Annotated in this window: 1 protein-coding gene; it reads left to right on the top strand. The window is 72.9% G+C overall.

The window, feature by feature from the left end:
• Window positions 1-9: 9 nt before the first annotated feature.
• On the top strand, window positions 10-22,774 hold a 22,765-nt coding region (locus E1295_RS50315), incomplete at its 3' end, for a type I polyketide synthase (protein WP_166427484.1).

A 22,774-nucleotide genomic window follows, 5' to 3' on the forward strand; every position in this document is an offset into this window, starting at 1 on the left:
ATTGGTTCAATGTCCTACGAACTCTCCTCTCGTAGTTTTTCCGGCGACGCGGTGGCGATCGTCGGAATCTCGTGCCGGCTCCCCCAGGCTCCGGACCCGCAATCCTTCTGGCGGCTGCTGCGCGACGGCCGCGACGCCGTCACCGACGTGCCCGGCGGCCGGTGGGACGCGCCGGAGACGAGTTCCCTGCGCGGCGGCTTCATCGACGGGATAGCCGAATTCGACGCCGAGTTCTTCGGCGTCTCCCCGAACGAAGCCGCGATGATCGACCCGCAGCAGCGGCTGCTCATGGAACTGAGCTGGGAGGCGCTCGAAGACGCCGGGATCGTCCCGGCGAGCCTGCGCGACACCGCCGCCTCCGTGTTCGTCGGCGCCATGGCCGGCGACTACGCCCAGCTGCTGCAGGGCAACGGCCGCGCCGCGCTGACCCGGCACAGCCTCACCGGCATCAGCCGGGCCCTGCTCGCCAACCGGATCTCGTACACGCTGGGGCTCAACGGGCCCAGCATGACCGTGGACTCCGCGCAGTCGGCCTCGCTGACCGCCGTACACCTGGCCTGCGAGAGCCTGCGCAACGGCGAGACGGGCCTCGCCATCGTCGGCGGCGTGAACCTCAACCTGACCGCCGACAGCACCCTGGCCGCGCTGCGGTTCGGCGCCCTGTCGCCCGACGGCAGGTGCTTCACCTTCGACGCCCGCGCCAACGGCTACGTACGCGGCGAGGGCGGCGGCGTCGTCGTGCTGAAGCCGCTGGCCCGCGCGCTCGCCGACGGCGACCGGGTCTACTGCGTGGTCGCCGGCAGCGCCATCAACAACGACGGCGGCGGCGACGGGCTCACCGTGCCCGACCAGCACGCCCAGGAGGAGGTCGTCCGCCTGGCCTGCGCGCGGGCCGGCGTGCCCGCCTCCGACGTGCAGTTCGTCGAGCTGCACGGCACCGGCACCCGCGTCGGCGACCCGATCGAGGCGCGCGCGCTCGGCGCGGCCATCGGCACCGCGAAGGACTCGGGAACGCCGCTGCTCGTCGGCTCCGCCAAGACCAACGTCGGCCACCTCGAAGGCGCGGCGGGCATCGTCGGCCTGCTGAAGACCGTGCTGGCCATCAGGAACCGCACGCTGCCGCCGTCGCTGAACTTCGAGACGCCCAATCCGGAGATCCCGTTCGACGAGCTCAACCTGCGCGTCAACACCGAGACGTCCGCGTGGCCGCGCGAGGACGCGCCGCTGGTCGCCGGCGTCAGCTCCTTCGGCATGGGCGGCGCCAACTGCCACGTGGTGCTCACCGAGTACCCGCAGGAACAGCCCGCCACCTCCACCGCCGCAAGCCAGACCGGTCCGCTCGCCGGGTCGCCCCCCGAGCCGGCTTCCGAGCCGCACGCCTCCGCCGGGCCGTTGGTGGTGCCGCTCGCCGGGCAGAGTGAGGCCGCGCTGCGCGCCCAGGCGGCCCGGTTGCGCGACCACCTGCGCGACGAGCCGGGCACCGCTCCCGCCGACGTGGCGTACTCGCTGGCCACCACCCGTACGGCGTTCGACCGGCGGGCGGCGATCGTCGTGGACGAGCCGTCAGCGCCCGCCGATGTGCCCGCCGATGTGCCCGCCGACGCGCTGGCCGACGCGCTGGACCGGCTGGCCGCGGGCGCGCCCGCCGCCGGGATCGTGACCGGCCGGCCGAGCACTGGCGACATCGCCTTCCTCTACTCCGGTCAGGGCAGCCAGCGGCCCGGCATGGGCCGCGAACTGTACGAGACGCACCCCGTCTTCGCGCGGGCGCTCGACACCATCGCCGCCTGCTTCGACGGCACGCTCGACCGGCCGCTCCTCGACGTGATGTTCGCCGCCGAGGGCTCCGAGGAAGCCGCGCTGCTCGACCAGACCGGTTTCGCCCAGCCCGCGCTCTTCGCCTTCGAGGTCGCGCTCACCCGCCTGTACGAACACTGGGGCGTGCGCCCCACCCGGCTCATCGGCCACTCCATCGGCGAGATCTCGGCCGCCCACGTCGCCGGCGTGCTGGAGCTGGCCGACGCCTGCGCCCTGGTCGCGGCGCGCGGCAGGCTGATGCAGAACCTCCCGGCCGGCGGCGCGATGGTCGCCGTGCAGGCCACCGAGGAGGAGGTCCTGCCCTTCCTCGACACCACGGTCAGCATCGCCGCGATCAACGGGCCCGACTCCACCGTGGTCTCCGGCTCCGAGAGCCGCGTCGTGGAGATCGCCGAGGAGTTCCGCGGCCGTGGCCGCAAGACCCACCGCCTGCGGGTCAGCCACGCCTTCCACTCCCCGCTGATGGACCCGATGCTGGCGGAGTTCCGCGAGGTGGCCGAGTCGCTCACCTACCGCGAACCGGCCATCCCGATCGTCTCCAACCTCACCGGGGCCGTCGCGTCCGCCGAGGACCTGTGCTCGCCCGGCCACTGGGTGTGGCACGTACGCGAGGCCGTGCGGTTCTGCGACGGCATCCGAGCCCTGGCCGACACGGGCGTCACCACGTTCGTCGAGGTGGGTCCCGGGTCGGTGCTGGCCGCGATGGGGCAGCACTGCCTGCCCGCCAGCCCGTACACGCAGTTCATCGCCACGCTGCGCGATCCGGGGGCGGAGCGCCGCAGCGCCGCGCTGGCCCTGGCCGGGCTGCAGGTCAGGGGCGCCACGCTCGACTGGGACGCCGTGCTGCCCGGCGCGCGCCGCGTCCAGCTGCCCACCTACGCCTTCCAGCGCACCTACCACTGGCTTCCCGAGGCGGACGGCTCCGCGCCGCCCCCGCCCCCGCACGCGGCCCCGGCGCCGTCCGCCTCGGGAGACGAACCGCAGCCACTCGCCGACCGGCTGCGCGGCCTGCCGGAGGCCGAGCAGGAGCAGGCGCTCCTTGAGCTCGTACGCACCTGCATCGCGCTCGTCCTCGGCCACGCCAACGCCGCGACCGTGGACACCGGCACCGCCTTCAAGGCGCTCGGCTTCGACTCCTTCAGCGCCGTCGAGCTGCGCAACCGGCTCAACGCCGCCACCGGGCTGCACCTGCCCAGCTCGCTGCTGTTCGACTACCCGTCGCCGCGGGCGCTGGCCGCCTTCCTGCGCGCGGAACTGGCCGGCGAGCACGTCGCCCAGGCCGTGGTGGCCGCCAGGCCCGTGGCCGACGAGCCGATCGCGATCGTCGGCATGGCCTGCCGGTTCCCCGGAGGTGTGTCCTCACCGGACGACCTGTGGAACCTGGTGGACTCCGGCCAGGACGCGATCGGCGAGTTCCCCGTGGACCGTGGCTGGGACCTGGACAGGCTGTACGACCCCGACCCGGACAGCCGTGGCACGACGTATGCGCGGCACGGTGGTTTTCTGTACGAGGCGGGGGAGTTCGATCCGGCGTTCTTCGGGATCTCGCCGCGTGAGGCGCTGGCGATGGATCCGCAGCAGCGGTTGTTGCTGGAGACGTCGTGGGAGGCGATGGAGCGGGCCGGTATCGATCCCGCCGGGTTGCGGGGCAGCCGGACCGGCGTGTTCGCCGGCGCCACGGCCCAGGACTACGGGCCGCGCCTGCACGAGGCCACCGGCAGCGCCGAGGGGTACGTGCTGACCGGCACCACGGCCAGCGTCATCTCCGGGCGGGTCGCGTTCACGTTCGGGTTCGAGGGTCCGGCGGTGACGGTGGACACCGCGTGCTCGTCGTCGCTGGTCGCCCTGCACCTGGCCGCGCAGTCGCTGCGGACCGGCGAATGCGACCTGGCCCTGGCCGGCGGCGCCACCGTGATGGCCTCACCGGGCATGTTCGTGGAGTTCTCGCGTCAGCGTGGGTTGTCGCCGGACGGTCGGTGCAAGGCGTTCGCGGCCGGTGCCGACGGCACGGGGTGGGCCGAGGGCGTCGGCATGTTGCTGGTGGAGCGGTTGTCGGATGCGCGCCGGCATGGTCATCGGGTGCTGGCGGTGGTGCGGGGCAGTGCGATCAACCAGGACGGTGCGAGCAACGGGTTGACGGCTCCGAATGGTCCGTCGCAGCAGCGGGTGATTCGTCAGGCGCTGGCGAACGCGGGTCTGTCGGCGGGTGAGGTGGACGCGGTCGAGGCTCATGGGACGGGCACGTCGCTGGGTGACCCGATCGAGGCGCAGGCGTTGATCGCGGCCTACGGTCAGGAGCGGGATCGGCCGTTGTGGCTGGGGTCGTTGAAGTCGAACATCGGTCATGCGCAGGCGGCTGCGGGCGTCGGTGGTGTGATCAAGATGGTGATGGCGTTGCGGCACGGGACGTTGCCGCGGACGTTGCACGTGGATGAGCCGTCGCCGCATGTGGATTGGTCCGCGGGTGCGGTGGAGCTGTTGACCGAGGCCCGTACGTGGGACGAGCTCGACCGCCCGCGCCGCGCCGCCGTCTCGTCGTTCGGCATCAGCGGCACCAACGCCCACGTCATCATCGAGCAGGGCGACCCGGTCGTTCCAGCCCCCGACGAGGAGTTCGACCTCCCCGCCGTGCCCTGGATCCTGTCCGCCAAGAGCCCCGAGGCGCTGGCCGGGCAGGCCAGGCGGCTCGCGGAATGGGCGACTCCCGACATCCCGGTCACCGCGGCCGGCGCCGCGCTGGCCGCCGGCCGGGCGGCGCTCGACCACCGCGCGGTCGTCGTGGGCGGCGACCGCGACGAGCTGCTGGCCGGCCTGCGAGCCCTCGCCGGCGGCTCCGACGTGCCCGGCGTGCTCACCGGCAGCGGCCGGTCCGGCCGGCTCGCGCTGCTCTTCACCGGGCAGGGAAGCCAGCGGCCGGGCATGGGCAAGGAGCTCGCCGCCGCGTTCCCCGTGTTCGCCCAGGCGCTCGAGGAGGCCTGCGCCCTGCTCGACCCGCAACTGCCGTACCCGCTGCGTGAGGTGATGTTCACCGACCCAGGCGGCGTGCTGAACGAGACCGGGATGACGCAGCCCGCGCTGTTCGCCTTCGAGGTGGCCCTCTACCGGCTGATCGAGTCGTTCGGCGTGCGGCCGGACGTGCTGGTCGGCCACTCGGTGGGCGAGATCGCCGCCGCCCACGTCGCTGGGGTGCTCTCACTCGCCGACGCCTGCACGCTGATAGCCACGCGGGCCCGGCTCATGGACGCGCTTCCCTCCGGTGGGGCGATGCTGGCGGTGGCCGCTCCGGAGCCGGAGGTGCTGCCGCTGCTCGACGGGTACGAAGGTCGTGCGGGGATCGCGGCGGTCAACGGTCCGTCCGCGGTGGTGGTGTCGGGTGACGAGGCGGCGATCGCGGAGATCGAGAGCCGGACGCAGGCGCGGACCCGGCGGTTGCGGGTCTCGCACGCCTTCCACTCGCCGCTGATGGAGCCGATGCTCGCCGAGTTCGCGCAGGCGATCGGCGGGCTCACGTACCACGAGCCTGCGATTCCGGTCGTCTCGAACGTGACCGGCCGCCTGGCCGAGCCGGGCCAGCTGGCCGACCCCGCCTACTGGGTCGAGCACGTACGGGTGGCGGTGCGGTTCGCCGACGGCGTCGCCGCCGCGGACGCCTCCGTCCTCCTGGAGGTCGGGCCCGACGGCATCCTCACCGGAATGGCCCAGCAGGCGCTGGATGACGGCGTCTTCGTCCCCGCCGCGCGCAGGGACCGCGAGGAGAGCGGCGCCTTCGTCCAGGCACTCGGCCGGCTCCACGCCGCCGGCGTCACCGTCGACTGGGACGCCTACTTCGGCTCCGCCCCGGCCCTCCACGTCGACCTGCCCACGTACGCCTTCCAGCGGCAGCGGTTCTGGCTGGAGGCGCCCGCCTCCGCAGAACGGCCCACCGAGCAGGTCGGCCTGTTCGAGGTCGACTGGGTGCCGGTGCCCGCAGCGCCCGCCGCCGCCGAGCCCGGCGACGTGCTGCTGCCCTGGGTGAGCCCGGCCGGCGACGAGCCCGCCCGCGCCCGGGCGGCCGTGCTGCGCGTGCTCGCCGCCGTGCAGGAGCGGCTGGGCGGGGACCGGCCCGCGTCCGGCCGCCTCGTGATCGTCACGGAGGGCGCGACCGGCGACACCCCCGACCTCGCGGCCACGGCCGTGTGGGGGCTGGTCCGGTCGATCCAGACGGAGTACCCGGACCGGTTCGTGCTCCTCGACCACGACAGCGACGGCGCCCTCGACGGCATCGTCGCCTCGGCCCTCTCCTACGACGAGCCCCAGCTGGCGATCAGAGCCGGCACGATCCACGTCCCCAGGCTCGCCGGGCACGACCAGCCGGCGGGCGACCAGCCCTGGAACCCCGACGGCACGGTGCTGGTCACCGGCGGCACCGGCGCGCTGGGCCGCACCGTCACCCGGCACCTCGTCGCCACGCACGGCGTACGGAACCTCGTCCTGGTCACCCGCGACCCGCGCTCGCCAGGAGCGGTCGCGGTGGCCGCCGAGCTGGCCGAGCTCGGCGCGCACGCCGAGCTGGTCGCCTGCGACGTCACCGACAGGGACGCGCTGGCCGGGCTCGTCGGCTCCTGCGAGACCCTGACCGGCGTCGTGCACATCGCCGGCGTCCTCGACGACGGCGTCGTGCCCGCGCTGACCCCGGAGCGGCTGGACACCGTGTGGCGCACCAAGGCCGAGACGGCCTGGCTGCTGCACGAGGTGACCCGCGAGCGCGACCTGTCCGCGTTCGTGCTGTTCTCGTCGTGCGCGGCCACGCTCGGCAGCGCCGGCCAGGCCAACTACGCCGCCTCCAACGCCTTCCTCGACGGTCTCGCCCGGCACCGCCGCGCGCTCGGCCTGCCCGCCACCGCCCTCGCCTGGGGGCTGTGGGACAACTCCGCCGGCGGCATGGCGGGCACGCTCGCCACCTCCGACCTCGCCCGCTGGGCCCGGCTCGGCGTCGCCCCGATGCCGCAGGACAAGGCGCTCGAACTGCTCGACTCGGCGCTCGCGGGGAACGCCGTCACGACCCTGCCCGCCCGGCTCAGCCTGGCCAAGGTCGCCGACCCCGTGCCGGTCATGCTGCGCGCGATGGCGCGCAAGCCGATCGAGCGCCGCGAGGCCGGCGGGCCCGACGAGGTGCCGCTGGCGCAGGCCCTGCGCGGGCTGAGCCCCGAGGAGCAGGAACGCACGCTGCTCGACCTCGTACGCGGCCAGGCCGCCCTCGTACTCGGCCACGTGACGCCGAACGTCATCAGCGCGACCGGCGCGTTCAAGGAGGCGGGCTTCGACTCGCTGACCGCCGTCGAGCTGCGGAACCGGCTCAACACCGCCACCGGGCTGCACCTGCCCAGCTCGCTGCTGTTCGACTACCCGTCGCCGCAGGCGCTGACCGACCACCTGCGCACCGAACTGCTCGGCGGGCCCGCCGGCGTCGCCACGGCGGTCCGCACGACCGGCCACGACGAGCCGATCGCGATCGTCGGCATGGCCTGCCGCTACCCGGGCGGCGTACGCTCGCCCGAGGACCTGTGGGAGCTGGTGGCCCAGGCCCGCGACGCGGTCGGTGAGTTCCCCGCCGACCGCGGCTGGGACCTCGACCGACTGTTCGACCCCGACCCCGGCGCACGCGGCACCACCTACACCCGGCACGGCGGCTTCCTCTACGACGCGGCCGACTTCGACGCGGCGTTCTTCGGCATCTCGCCGCGCGAGGCCCTCGCCATGGACCCGCAGCAGCGGCTCCTCCTTGAGGCCTCCTGGGAGGCGCTCGAGGACGCCGGCATCGACCCCGCCACGCTGCGCGGCAGCCAGACCGGGGTGTTCACCGGCATCGCACCCATGGAGTACGGCCCCCGCCGCTACGAAGGCGCCGACCACGTGGAGGGTTACCTCCTCACCGGCGGACTGGCCAGCGTCGCCTCCGGGCGGGTGTCGTACACGTTCGGGTTCGAGGGCCCGGCGGTGACCGTGGACACCGCGTGCTCGTCGTCGCTGGTGGCGCTGCACCTGGCGGCGCAGGCCCTGCGCTCGGGCGAATGCGACCTCGCGATGGCCGGCGGCGCCATGATCATGGCCTCGCCCGGCACGTTCGTGGAGTTCTCCCGCCAGCGCGGCCTGTCGCCGGACGGCCGGTGCAAGGCGTTCTCGGCCGACGCCGACGGCACCGGCTGGAGCGAGGGCGTCGGCGTGCTGCTCGTCGAGCGGCTGTCCGACGCGCGCCGCAACGGCCACCAGGTGCTCGCCGTCATCAGGGGCAGCGCGATCAACCAGGACGGCGCCAGCAACGGCCTGGCCGCCCCCAACGGCCCGTCGCAGCAGCGGGTGATCCGGCAGGCGCTGGCCAACGCGGGTCTGTCGCCGGCCGAGGTGGACGCGGTGGAGGCCCACGGCACCGGTACGCGGCTCGGCGACCCGATCGAGGCCCAGGCGCTCATCGCCACCTACGGCCAGGAACGCCACGACCAGCCGCTCTGGCTCGGGTCGCTCAAGTCCAACCTCGGCCACGCCCAGGCCGCCGCCGGCGTCGCCGGGGTCATCAAGATGGTCATGGCCATGCGGCACGGCGTGCTGCCGAAGACCTTGCACGTGGGGGAGCCCTCCCCGCACGTGGACTGGTCGGCGGGCGCGGTCGAGCTGCTGACCGAGGCCCGCCCGTGGGACGAGCGCGACCGGCCGCGCCGGGCCGCCGTGTCGTCGTTCGGCGTCAGCGGCACGAACGCTCACGTGATCATCGAGCAGGGTCCGGTGGTGGAGCCGGAGCCGGAGCCGGTGGAGCAGGCGCCGGTGGTGCCGTTGCTGGTGTCGGCGAAGGATGAGCGGGCGTTGCGGGCGCAGGCCGGTCGGCTGGCGTCGTGGCTGGAGTCGGAGCCGTCGGTGGCGGTGTCGGATGCGGCGTGGTCGCTGGCGACGGGCCGGGCGGTGCTGGAGCAGCGCGCGGTGGTCGTGGGTGCTGCTCGGGACGAGTTGGTGGCGGATCTTCGGGAGTTGGCTCCCGTCGCGATCATGCCTGTTGGGAAGCTGGCGTTGTTGTTCGCCGGTCAGGGGAGTCAGCGGGTCGGCATGGGGGCGTCTCTTGTTGAGGTGTTCCCGGTGTTCGCCGAGGCGTTGGATGAGATCTGTGCCCGGTTCGAGCCGTTGTTGCCGCATCCGTTGCGTGAGGTGATGTTCAGCGATCCCGAGGGGGTGTTGAACGAGACGGGGATGACCCAGCCGGCGTTGTTCGCTTTCGAGGTCGCGCTGTATCGGTTGCTGGAGTCGTTGGGTGTGCGGGCCGATGTGCTGGTCGGTCATTCGATCGGGGAGATCGCGGCTGCTCATGTGGCTGGGGTGTTCTCGCTGGAGGACGCCTGCACGCTGGTGGCGGCTCGTGCCCGTCTGATGCAGGCGCTTCCTTCTGGTGGGGCGATGCTGGCGGTGGCCGCTGCGGAGGCCGAGGTGCTTGGGCTTCTGGCCGGTCGTGAGGATCGGGTGGGGATCGCGGCGGTGAACGGTCCGGTTGCGGTGGTGGTGTCGGGTGATGAGGCGGCGGTCGCGGAGATCGAGGCTCAGGCCCAGGTGCGTACTCGGCGGTTGCGGGTGTCGCATGCTTTCCATTCGCCGTTGATGGAGCCGATGCTGGCCGAGTTCGCGCAGGCGATTGACGGGATCGCCTTCCACGAGCCGAGTCTGGCGATCGTTTCGAATGTGACGGGTCGTCTGGCTGAGGCGGGTCAGCTGACCGACCCTGCCTATTGGGTTGAGCATGTGCGTGGGGCGGTGCGGTTCGCGGATGGGGTGAGGGCTGCTGAGGCGACGCACTTCTTGGAGGTCGGCCCGGATGGGGTGCTGACCGGGCTGGCGCAGCAGAGTGTTGAGGATGCGGTGTTCGTCCCGGCCGTGCGCAAGGATCGCGACGAGACCCGGGCGCTGATCGAGGCGCTGGGTGGGCTGCACGTCCAGGGCATCGCCGTGGACTGGACGAAGGTGCTGACCCCCGGCCGGCTCGTCGATCTGCCCACGTATGCCTTCCAGCACGAGCGGTTCTGGCTGGAGTCGGGCGGATCGGTCGGTGATGTGACGGCGGCCGGGCTGAGCGCGGTGGAGCATCCGATCCTCAGCGCCGCCGTCCCCGCGCCCGACTCCGACTCGATCACCCTCACCGGCCGGCTCTCGTCGTCCGCCCTGCCCTGGCTCGCCGACCACGTGGTCAACGGCACGGTCATCCTGCCCGGCACCGCCTTCCTCGAGATCGCGTTGCGGGCCGCGGCGGAGACCGACGACTGCATGACGGTTTCCGAGCTGACCATCCAGGCTCCGCTCGTCATCACGCCCGAGCACCCCGTACAGCTCCAGGTGGTCATCGACGGCCCGGACGACGGCGGGCGTCGCGGCGTCGCCGTGTACTCCCGTACGGAAGGCGACACCACCTGGCAGCGGCACGCCCAGGGAAGCCTCGGCCCGGTCGCCGCCGAGCCCGCTTTCGACCTCGCCCAGTGGCCGCCGCCCGGCGCGCGGCCCATCGACGTCGGCGTCCTCTACGACGACCTCGCCGCGACGGGCCTGGAGTACGGGCCCCTGTTCCAGGGGTTGGTGGCCGCCTGGCAGCACGACGGCTCGGTGTACGCCGAGATCGCCCTGCCCGACCAGGCGCAGGCGGACGCGGAGCGGTTCGGGTTCCATCCGGCGCTGCTCGACGCGGTGCTGCACTCCATCACGCTCGGGGATCTGCTGCCGCCCACCGAGCCGGGGCAGCCCTACCTGCCCTTCGCGTGGTCCGGCGTTTCCCCGCACGCGGCGGGCGGGACGACGGCACGTGTCCGTACGACGGCGAAGGGGCCCGGCGAGTTGTCGCTGAGCGTCGCCGACCAGACCGGCATGCCCATCCTCACGGTGGACTCGCTGGTGGTTCGGCCCGTCACGACCGCCCTGCGGAGCGGGACCACCCCGTACACGCTGGACTGGGTGACGGCGACCGCCGCCGGGCCGGAGCCCGAGCGGGTGCTGATGCTGGACGACCTGGCGTCGCTGCGTGAGGCGGTCGCACCCGGTCAGGAGGTTCCTGAGCTGGTCCTCGCGCCGGTCGCGTCCGGCGCGGGCCGCGACAGGACGTACGAGGTGCTCGCGCTCGTCCAGGAGTGGCTGGCGGACGAGAGGTTCGCGCGGTCCCGGCTGGCACTCGTGACCATCGGCGCGGTCAGCGTGACCGACGGCGAGTCGCCCGATCTGTCCACCGCCCCCGTGTGGGGGCTGGTGCGCTCCGCCCAGTCCGAGCACGCCGGCCGGTTCGTGCTCGTCGACACCGACGAGCACCCGGACTCGGCGGAGGCGATGTTGCGCGCCTGCGGGTCCGGCGAGCCGCAGATCGCCCTGCGGCAGGGCCGCGTCCACGTCCCCCGCATCGTCCCCGCGACGAACCCGCCCGCCACCGCGGGCACGGGCCAGGCGGCGGACGGCACCGTGCTGCTGACCGGCGGCACAGGAGAGCTCGGGGCGCTGGCCGCGCGGCGCCTGGTCACCGAGCACGACGTCAGGAACCTGCTGCTGGTCAGCAGGCGCGGCCAGGACGCGCCCGGCGCCTCCGAGCTGGTGGCGGAGCTGTCCGAACTGGGCGCCGAGGTCACCGTGGCCGCCTGCGACGTCGCCGACCGCGACGAGCTCGCCGCCCTCCTGGCGGGCATCCCCGCGGAACATCCGCTGACGGGCGTCGTGCACCTGGCCGGGATCGTGGCCGACGGCGCCGTGACCTCGCTGACGCCCGACCACGTCGACCGCGTCTTCGGGCCGAAGGCGGACGCGGCCTGGCACCTGCACGAGCTCACTCAGGACCTCGACCTGGCGTTCTTCGTGTTGTACTCGTCGGTCGCCGCCACCGTCGGCAGCGCCGGGCAGGCCAACTACGCCGCCGCCAACGCGTACCTGGACGCTCTGGCCCTGCACCGCCGGGCCCGGGGACTGCCGGCCGTCTCCCTCCAGTGGGGGCTGTGGGAGTCCGACCACGGCATGGCCGGTGCGCTCAGCCAGCTCGACGTGGCACGGCTCAGCAGGGTCGGGCTCGCGCCGCTCCCCGTGGCGGAGGGCATGTCCCTGTTCGACGCGGCGCTCGCCCTCGACGAGGCCGTGCAGATCGTGGCCCGCCTGGACACGGCCGCGCTGCGCCGCCAGGACGAGATCCCCGCGGTCTTCCGCGTGCTGGTCAAGGCTCCGGCGCGCAGGACGGCCGCGCCCAGGCCGGCGACCGTGCGGGCCGACAAGGGCGCGCTGCTGACGCTCATCCGTACGAACGTCGCGCACGTGCTCGGCCACGCCAACGCCGACACCGTGGATCCCGGAACCGCGTTCAAGGACCTCGGCTTCGACTCGCTGAGCTCCGTCGAACTGCGCAACCGGCTCAACACGGCCACCGGCCTGCGGCTGCCCGCCACGCTGCTGTTCAACTTCCCCACCCCAGGCGAACTGGCCGACCACCTGTACGCGGAGCTCAGCGGCGCGTCCAGGACCGAGCAGGTCGCCGTGCGGACCGCGCCCGCCGACGAGCCCATCGCGATCGTCGGCATGGCCTGCCGCTATCCCGGCGGCGTGTCCTCCCCCGAGGACCTCTGGCGGCTGCTCACCCAGGCGGGCGACGCCATCACGTCCTTCCCCGACAACCGCGGCTGGGACCTGGACGCTCTGTACGACCCCGACCCCGGTCACCACGGCACCAGCTACACCCGCGAAGGCGGCTTCCTGCACGACGCCGACCGCTTCGACCCCGGCCTCTTCGGCATCTCGCCGCGCGAGGCGACCGCGATGGACCCCCAGCAGCGGTTGCTGCTGGAGACGTCGTGGGAGGCGATCGAGCGGGCCGGGATCAGCCCCAAGGCCATGCGCGGCAGCCGCACCGGCGTGTTCGCCGGAGTGATGTACCACGACTACGGCACCCGCCTGCCGCAGGCGCCGGAGGGCTTCGAAGGGTTCGTGCTCAACGGCAGCGCGGGCAGCATCGCCTCCGGCCGGGTCGCGTACACGTTCGGCCTCGAAGGCCCGGCGGTGACCGTGGACACGGCCTGCTCGTCGTCGCTGGTGGCGCTGCACCTGGCGGCGCAGTCGCTGCGGTCGGGCGAATGCGACCTCGCCCTCGCCGGCGGCGTCACCGTGATGGCCACCCCCAACGTCTTCGTCGAGTTCTCCCGCCAGCGCGGCCTGTCGGCCGACGGCCGGTGCAAGGCGTTCTCCGCCGACGCCGACGGCACCGGGTGGGGCGAGGGCGCGGGCATGCTGCTCGTCGAGCGGCTGTCCGACGCCCAGCGCAACGGGCACCACGTCCTCGCCGTCGTACGCGGGACCGCGATCAACCAGGACGGCGCCAGCAACGGCCTCACCGCCCCCAACGGCCCCTCCCAGGAGCGGGTGATCCGTCAGGCGCTGGCGAACGCGGGCCTGACGGTCGCCGACGTGGACGCGGTCGAAGCCCACGGCACCGGTACGCGGCTCGGCGACCCGATCGAGGCGCAGGCCATCCTCGCGACGTACGGGCAGGACCGGGAGCAGCCGCTCTGGCTCGGCTCCCTGAAGTCCAACATCGGCCACACCCAGGCCGCTGCCGGTGTGGGCGGGATCATCAAGATGGTGATGGCGATGCGTCACGGCGTGCTGCCGCAGACGTTGCACGCCGACGAGCCGTCGCCGCACGTGGACTGGTCGGCGGGCGCGGTCGAGCTGCTGACCGAGGCCCGCCCGTGGGACGAGCGCGACCGGCCGCGCCGGGCCGGCGTGTCGTCGTTCGGCGTGAGCGGCACCAACGCCCACGTCATCGTCGAGCAGGGCCCGGCCGAGCCCGAGCCGGCCGCCGCCGTCACCGAGCTGCCCGCCGTGCCGTGGCTGATCTCCGCCAACGACGCGGACGCGCTGCGCGAGCAGGCGGGCAGGCTCGCGGCCTGGGCGTCGGCGAACGACATCGACCCGGCCGTCGCCGGCAAGGCACTGGTGTCCGCGCGGGCGGTGCTGGAGCAGCGCGCGGTGGTCGTGGGTGCTGATCGGGACGAGTTGGTGGCGGGTCTTCGGGAGCTGGCTCCCGTCGCGATCATGCCTGTTGGGAAGCTGGCGTTGTTGTTCGCCGGTCAGGGGAGTCAGCGGGTCGGCATGGGGGCGTCTCTTGTTGAGGTGTTCCCGGTGTTCGCCGAGGCGTTGGATGAGATCTGTGCCCGGTTCGAGCCGTTGTTGCCGCATCCGTTGCGTGAGGTGATGTTCAGTGATCCCGAGGGGGTGCTGAATGAGACGGGGATGACCCAGCCGGCGTTGTTCGCTTTCGAGGTGGCGCTGTATCGGTTGCTGGAGTCGTTGGGTGTGCGGGCCGATGTGCTGGTCGGGCATTCGATCGGGGAGATCGCGGCTGCTCATGTGGCTGGGGTGTTCTCGCTGGAGGACGCCTGCACGCTGGTGGCGGCTCGTGCCCGCCTGATGCAGGCGCTTCCTTCCGGTGGGGCGATGCTGGCGGTGGCCGCTGCGGAGGCCGAGGTGCTTGGGCTTCTGGCCGGTCGTGAGGATCGGGTCGGGATCGCGGCGGTCAACGGTCCGGTTGCGGTGGTGGTGTCGGGTGACGAGACCACGATCGCGGAGATCGAGGCTCAGGCCCAGGTGCGTACTCGGCGGTTGCGGGTGTCGCATGCTTTCCATTCGCCGTTGATGGAGCCGATGCTGGCCGAGTTCGCGCAGGCGATCAGCGGGATCGCCTTCCAGGAGCCGAGTCTGGCGATCGTTTCGAATGTGACGGGTCGTCTGGCTGAGGCGGGTCAGCTGACCGACCCTGCCTATTGGGTTGAGCATGTGCGTGGGGCGGTGCGGTTCGCGGATGGGGTGAGGGCTGCTGAGGCGACGCACTTCTTGGAGGTCGGCCCGGATGGGGTGCTGACCGGGCTGGCGCAGCAGAGTGTTGAGGATGCGGTGTTCGTCCCGGCCGTGCGCAAGGACCGTGACGAGACCCGCGCGCTGATCGAGGCGCTGGGCCGGCTGCACGTCCAGGGCGTCACCGTGGACTGGGACGCCTACTTCGCCGACGTCCCCACCCGGTTCGTCGACCTGCCCACCTACGCCTTCCAGCGCCGCCGCTACTGGCTCGACTCCGGCTACGCCACCGGTGACGTCGCCTCGGGCGGTGGGCTGGCGGCCGTGGACCACCCGCTGCTGACCGCCACCGTGCCCGCCCCCGGCACCGGCACCCTGACGCTCATCGGCCGCCTGTCGCCGGCCGAGCAGCCATGGCTGGCCGATCACGTGGTGGCCGGTCAGGTGATCGTGCCGGGGACCGCGCAGGTGGAGCTCGCCGTACGGGCCGGTGACGAGACCGGCTGCCCGGTGCTCGACGAGCTGACCCTCCAGGCGCCGATGGTCCTGCCGGAACGGGGAAGCCTGCAGCTCCAGGTGGTGGTGGCCGAGCCGGACGCATCGGGCCGCCGCCAGGTGACCATCTACTCCAGGCCCGAGGAGAGCGCCGACTGGAGGCAGAACGCCCAGGGCGTGCTCACGGGGGACGCCCCCGCGCCGGGCTTCGACCTCGCGCAGTGGCCGCCGCCCGGCGCCCGGCCCGTCGACACCGACGGCGTCTACGAGGACCTGGCCGCGACCGGCATGGAGTACGGCGAGACCTTCCAGTGCCTCAAGGCCGTCTGGCAGCGGGACGGCGCCGTCTACGCCGAGATCGCCCTGCCGGAGACGGCCCAGGCGGACGCCCGGCGTTTCGGGCTGCACCCGGCGCTCCTGGACGCCTCCCTCCACGCCATCCCCATGGCCGGTCTGCTGCCGCAGGCCGAGCCGGGACGGCCGTACGTTCCGTTCTCGTGGAACCAGGTGGCGCTGCTCGCCGACCACGCGACGACCGTGCGGGTCAGGATCGCGCCCACGGGCAACGACGGCGTGGTCTCCCTGGCCATGGCGGACACGGCCGGGACGCCCGTCATGGAGGTCGGGTCGGTGACGCTCCGCCCGAGCTCCGCCGACCAGGGGACGGCTCGTCACGACGGCTTGTTCACGATCGGCTGGGTGCGTCCCGCCGGACGCACGGCACAGCCCGAGCCGCCGTACGAGATCTTCGAGGTGGCGGTGTCCGAGGCGCCGGCTCCCGCAGCGATCAGGCAGGCCACGCACGGCGTGCTGGCCGCTCTCCAGGAGTTCGGCGCCGCCGACGAGCCGGGGGCGCGGCTGGTCGTCGTCACGCGCGGTGCCTTCGCGGTGGTGCAGGACGAGGTCCCGAACCCGGCGCAGGCGGCGGCATGGGGCCTGGTACGGGCCGCGCAGGCCGAGCAGCCGGACCGGTTCGTGCTCCTGGACCTGGACGCGGAGACCGACCCCGCGGACGTGGCCGCCGAGGCGTTGACGACCGGCGAGTCCCAGCTGGCCGTCCGTGACGGTCGGCTGCTGGTGCCGCGGATGAGCCGGGTGACGGATCTGAGCGATGGCGAGCCGGTGTTCGGGCCCGAGGGCACGGTGCTGGTCACCGGCGGAACGGGCGGCCTGGGCGCGCTGGTCGCCCGCCACCTGGTCACCGAGCACGACGTCAGGAACCTGCTGCTGGTCAGCCGGCGCGGACCCGAGGCTCCGGGTGCGGCCGAGCTGGTCGCCGAGCTGTCCGAACTGGGCGCCTCGGTGGACGTCGCGGCCTGCGACGTGGCCGACCGCGACGCCCTCGCCACCCTGCTCGAAGGCGTGGACGAGCTGGCGGGCGTGGTGCACACGGCCGGCGTCCTGGACGACGGCGTCATCGCCTCCCTCACCCCCGAACGCCTGGACACCGTACTCAAGCCCAAGACCGAGGCCGCCTGGCACCTGCACGAGCTCACCGAGCACCGCGACATGAGCGCGTTCGTGGTGTTCTCCTCCCTCTCCGGGGTGCTGGGCAGCGCGGGCCAGGGCAACTACGCCGCGGCCAACACGTCGCTGGACGCCCTCGCGGAGCTGCGGCGGGCCCAGGGCCTTCCGGCCACCTCGCTGGCCTGGGGACTGTGGGCGACCGGCGGCATGGCGGGCGAGCTGGACGAAACCGACCTGCGCCGCCTCGAACGCGGCGGCATCATGCCGATGCCCATCGCCGACGGGCTCGCCCTGTTCGACGTCGCGGTCCGCACGGAACACCCCGTCCTGGTCCCGGCCGTGCTCAGCATGCCGGCGCTGCAGTCGCAGGCCCAGGCGGGTACGCTGCCCGCGCTCCTGCACGGCCTGGTCCGCGTACCCACGCGCAGGTCGAGCACCGTCGGTACGAACCCGACCGACCTCCTCCACCTGGTACGCACCCACGCGGCGACCGTGCTCGGCTTCGACGGCGCGGAGGCGGTCGAGCCGGCCAGACGATTCCAGGAGCTCGGCTTCGACTCCCTGACGGCCGTCGAGTTCCGCAACCAGCTGAACGCGGCCACCGGGCTGCGCCTCCCGGCGACCCTCATCTTCGACTGCCCGACGGCCGAGGCCGTGGCGGAGTACCTGGCGGACGAGCTGGCCGGCGGGCAGACGGCGCAGGCCGTGGTGGCCGCTCCCGTGGCGGTCGACGAGCCGATCGCGATCGTGGGCATGGCGTGCCGGTACCCGGGTGGGGTGCTGTCTCCGGAGGACCTGTGGGAGCTGGTGGCGCAGGCCCGTGACGGGGTGGGCGAGTTCCCCGCCGACCGTGGCTGGGACCTGGACAAGCTCTACAACCCCGACCCCGACAGCCGGGGCACCTCGTACGCGCGCCACGGCGGGTTCCTGTACGACGCCGCCCAGTTCGACCCGGGCTTCTTCGAGATCTCGCCGCGCGAGGCGCTCGCCATGGACCCGCAGCAGCGGCTGCTGCTGGAGACGTCGTGGGAGGCCATCGAACGTGCCGGGATCAGCCCGACCCGGCTGCGCGGCAGCAGGACCGGCGTGTTCGCCGGCGTCATGTACCACGACTACGCGCCCCAGCTGTCGGCTGTGCCGGGCGAGCTCGAAGGGCTCATCGGCACCGGCAGTTCCGGCAGCATCGCCTCCGGGCGGGTGTCCTACAGTCTCGGACTCGAAGGTCCCGCCGTCACGGTCGACACGGCCTGCTCCTCCTCGCTGGTGGCCCTGCACCTGGCGATCCAGGCGTTGCGGTCGGGCGAATGCGACCTGGCCCTGGCCGGCGGCGTCACCGTGATGGCCACCCCCAGCACCTTCGTCGAGTTCTCCCGTCAGCGCGGCCTGTCCCCGGACGGCCGGTGCAAGGCGTTCTCGGCCGACGCGGACGGCACCGGCTGGGGCGAGGGTGTCGGCATGCTCCTGGTGGAGCGGCTGTCGGACGCTGAACGCAACGGCCACCAGGTCCTCGCCGTGGTGCGTGGCAGCGCGATCAACCAGGACGGCGCCAGCAACGGCCTGACCGCCCCCAACGGCCCCTCGCAGCAGCGGGTGATCCGGCAGGCGCTGGCGAACGCGGGTCTGTCGCCGGCCGAGGTGGACGCGGTCGAAGCGCACGGCACCGGTACGAAGCTCGGTGACCCGATCGAGGCCCAGGCGCTCATCGCGACGTACGGGCAGGACCGGGAGCAGCCGCTCTGGCTCGGCTCGGTGAAGTCGAACATCGGCCACACGCAGGCCGCAGCCGGTGTGGGCGGTGTGATCAAGATGGTCATGGCGCTGCGCAACGGTGTGCTGCCGCGGACGTTGCATGCTGATGAGCCGTCGCCGCATGTGGACTGGTCGGCGGGTGCGGTGCAGTTGCTGACCGAGGCGCGGCCGTGGCAGGAGAACGGGCATGCCCGGCGGGCGGCGGTGTCGTCGTTCGGGATCAGCGGCACGAACGCTCACGTGATCATCGAGCAGGGTCCGGTGGTGGAGCCGGAGCCGGAGCCGGTGGAGCAGGCGCCGGTGGTGCCGTTGCTGGTGTCGGCGAAGGATGAGCGGGCGTTGGGGGCGCAGGCCGGTCGGCTGGCGTCGTGGCTGGAGTCGGAGCCGTCGGTGGCGGTGTCGGATGCGGCGTGGTCGCTGGCGACGGGCCGGGCGGTGCTGGAACAGCGCGCGGTGGTCGTGGGTGCCGATCGGGACGAACTGGTGGCAGGCCTGCGGGCGCTGGCCGAGGAGGACGCGTCCGGAGCGATTTCCGGAGGTGGTTCCGGTGGGAAGCTGGCGTTGTTGTTCGCCGGTCAGGGCAGTCAGCGGGTCGGCATGGGGTCGGTGCTGGCTGAGCACTTCCCGGTGTTCGCCGAGGCGCTGGACGAGATCTGCCGGGTGTTCGACCCGTTGCTGCCGCATCCCGTACGTGAAGTGCTCTTCGCCGATCCCGAGGGGGTGCTGAACGAGACGGGGATGACCCAGCCGGCGTTGTTCGCTTTCGAGGTCGCGCTGTATCGGTTGCTGGAGTCGTTGGGTGTGCGGGCCGATGTGCTGGTCGGGCATTCGATCGGGGAGATCGCCGCCGCTCATGTGGCTGGGGTGTTCTCGCTGGAGGACGCCTGCACGCTGGTCGCGGCCCGTGCCCGGTTGATGCAGGCACTTCCCTCTGGTGGGGCGATGCTGGCGGTCGCGGCTCCGGAGGCCGACGTCCTGCCGCTCCTGCAAGGCCGTGAGGACCGGGTGGGGATCGCGGCGGTGAACGGTCCGGCTGCGGTGGTGGTGTCGGGTGATGAGGCGGCGGTCGCGGAGATCGAGGCTCAGGCCCAGGTGCGTACTCGGCGGTTGCGGGTGTCGCATGCTTTCCATTCGCCGTTGATGGAGCCGATGCTGGCGGAGTTCGCGCAGGCGATTGACGGGATCGCCTTCCAGGAGCCGAGTCTGGCGATCGTTTCGAATGTGACCGGTCGTCTGGCTGAGGCGGGTCAGCTGACCGACCCTGCCTATTGGGTTGAGCATGTGCGTGGGGCGGTGCGGTTCGCGGATGGGGTGAGGGCTGCTGAGGCGACGCACTTCTTGGAGGTCGGCCCGGATGGGGTGCTGACCGGGCTGGCGCAGCAGAGTGTTGAGGATGCGGTGTTCGTCCCGGCCGTGCGCAAGGACCGTGACGAGACCCGGGCGCTGATCGAGGCGCTGGGTGGGCTGCACGTCCAGGGCATCGCCGTGGACTGGACGAAGGTGCTGACCCCCGGCCGGCTCGTCGATCTGCCCACGTATGCCTTCCAGCACGAGCGGTTCTGGGTGCCCGTCACCGCTGACTCCGGTGATGTAGATGCCGCCGGGCTCGGCGCCATCGACCACCCCGTGCTTCGTGCGGCGATTTCCGCGCCCGACTCCGACACCCACACCTTCACCGGCAGGTTGTCGCTGGCCGGGCAGCCGTGGCTGGCCGATCACCAGGTCAACGGCCGGGTGGTGGTGCCAGGGGCGGCGCTGGTGGAGCTGGCGCTCCGCGTCGGCCAGGAGCTGGACAGCCCGCACGTACGGGAGCTGACCCTCCAGGCGCCCCTTCTCGTGCCGGCCGACGGCGGCGTACACGTCCAGCTGGTGGCCGGGCCGTGCGACGAGTCGGGTGACCGCCAGGTGAGCATCCACTCCCGAAACGCCAACGCGGGGGAGTGGATCCAGCACGCGCAGGGCGTCCTGGTCGGCCAGTCCGAGGAGCCGCCTGCCGGGCCGGCGCAGTGGCCGCCGGCCGGTGCCAGCCCGGTGGACGTCGAGCACCTGTACGACGACCTGGCCATGTCAGGCCTGGACTACGGGCCCTTGTTCCAGGGGCTGGTGGCGGCCTGGCAGCATGAGGATGCGGTGTTCGCCGAGATCGCTCTGCCCGAGCAGGGGCATGGGGAGGCGGGCCGGTTCGGGTTGCATCCGGCGTTGCTGGACGCGTCCCTGCATGCCGCCGCGCTGGGCAACCTGGTCCCCAGGGCGGAGGGCAGGCCGTATCTGCCGTTCGCCTGGAGCGGCGTGGAGTTGCACGCGGCCGGGGCGACGGGTCTGCGGGTCAAGGTCACCCGCGGCTCCTCCGACACCAGCATCGTGTTGAGCATCACCGACGACAGCGGCCTTCCGGTGGCCGAGATCGGCGCGCTCACCCTGAGGCCCGTGTCGACCGCCGAGCTGAGCGCGTCGGAAAGCCAGGGCCTGCTGCACCGGCTGGAGTGGAGCGCGGCCCCGGCCGCTTCCGAGCAGGACGCTCCCCGGTGGCTCGTGCTCGGGACCGACGACCTGGGTACGGGGGCGGAGGTCCACCCGGACCTGGCCTCCCTCGACCCGGCGGACGTCCCGGTCCTGACCCGCTGCGCGGGCGGGGACCTGCACGCCACGACCCACGCGGCCCTCGCCCTGGTGCAGGACTGGCTGGCCGACGAACGGTTCGCGTCGTCGCGGCTGGTCATCGTCACCCGGGGAGCGGTGGCCGTGAACGCGGACGAGGACGTGGACCTGGGCCTGGCACCTGTGTGGGGCCTCGTGCGGGCCGCGCAGTCGGAGCAGCCCGGCCGCCTCGTGCTGCTGGACGCCGACACCGAGGATCTGGACGCCGAGACGGTCGGCCGGGCGCTGGCGACCGGCGAGTCCCAGCTGGCCGTCCGCGACGGTCGGGTGCTGGTGCCGCGGATGAGCCGGGCGACGGATCTGGGCGATGGCGGGCCGGTGTTCGGGCCCGAGGGCACGGTGCTGGTCACCGGCGGCACGGGCGGGCTGGGCGCGCTGGTGGCGCGTCACCTGGTCACGGAGCACGAGGTCGCGAACCTGCTGCTGGTCAGCCGGCGCGGGCCGGAGGCGCCCGGTGTGGCCGACATGGTGGCGGAGCTGTCGGAGCTGGGCGCCGAGGTCACTGTGGCCGCCTGTGACGTGGCCGACCGCGACGCCCTCGCCACCCTGCTCGAAGGCGTGGACGAGCTGGCGGGTGTGGTGCACACGGCCGGCGTCCTGGACGACGGCGTCATCGCCTCCCTCACTCCGGCACGCCTGGACGCCGTACTCAGGCCCAAGGCCGACGCAGCCTGGCACCTGCACGAGCTCACCCGGCACCGTGACCTGCGGGCGTTCGTGGTGTTCTCCTCGCTGGCCGGAGTGCTGGGCAGCGCGGGCCAGGCCAACTACGCCGCGGCCAACACGTACCTGGACGCCCTCGCGCACCATCGCAGAGTGCACGGCCTGCCGGGCACCTCGCTGGCCTGGGGACTGTGGGCGACCGGCGGCATGGCGGGCGAGCTGGACGAAACCGATCTGCGCCGCATGGAGCGCGCGGGAGTGAGGCCGCTGTCCGTCGACGACGGGCTGGCGCTCTTCGACACCGCCGTGTCGTCGGACCAGGCGGTGCTGATCCCCGCGCGGTTCGTCCAGACCCGGACCGGCAGCCGCTCCGCGGTGCGCCGCGCCGGTTCGTCCGGCGGGCTCGCGCAGCGCCTGGCCGCGCTGAGCCCCGCGGAACGCCTGTCGGCGCTCTCCGACCTGGTACGCGGCACCGCGGCCACGGTTCTCGGCTTCGCGGACGGGTCGGCCATCGACCGGCAGCGCCAGTTCCAGGAGCTCGGCTTCGACAGCCTGACGGCCGTCGAGTTCCGCAACCAGCTCACCGCCGCCACCGGGCAGCCGCTTCCGGCCACGCTCATCTTCGACTACCCGACCGCCGAGGCGGTGGCGGAGTTCCTGGCGGACGAACTGTTCGGCGCACAGACGGCGCAGACCGTCGTGGCGGCGACCAAGGCGGCCGACGAGCCGATCGCGATCGTGGGCATGGCCTGCCGCTATCCCGGCGGCGTGCTCTCTCCGGAGGACCTGTGGGCCCTGGTCGCCCAGGCTCAGGACGCCATCGGCGACTTCCCCACCGACCGCGGCTGGGACGTCGAAGGAGTGTACGGGCCGGAGCCCGGCACGCCAGGAAAGACCTACACCCGTCAGGGCGGGTTCCTGTATGACGCGGCGGAGTTCGATCCGGGGTTCTTCGGGATTTCGCCGCGTGAGGCGCTGGCGATGGATCCGCAGCAGCGGTTGTTGCTGGAGGCCTCCTGGGAGGCGATTGAGCGGGCGGGGATCAGTCCGGTGGGGTTGCGGGGGAGCCGGACGGGTGTGTTCGCGGGTGTGATGTATCACGACTACG

Origin of the sequence: Nonomuraea mesophila, assembly GCF_004352805.1 — a bacterium.
Lineage (GTDB): Bacteria > Actinomycetota > Actinomycetes > Streptosporangiales > Streptosporangiaceae > Nonomuraea > Nonomuraea longispora.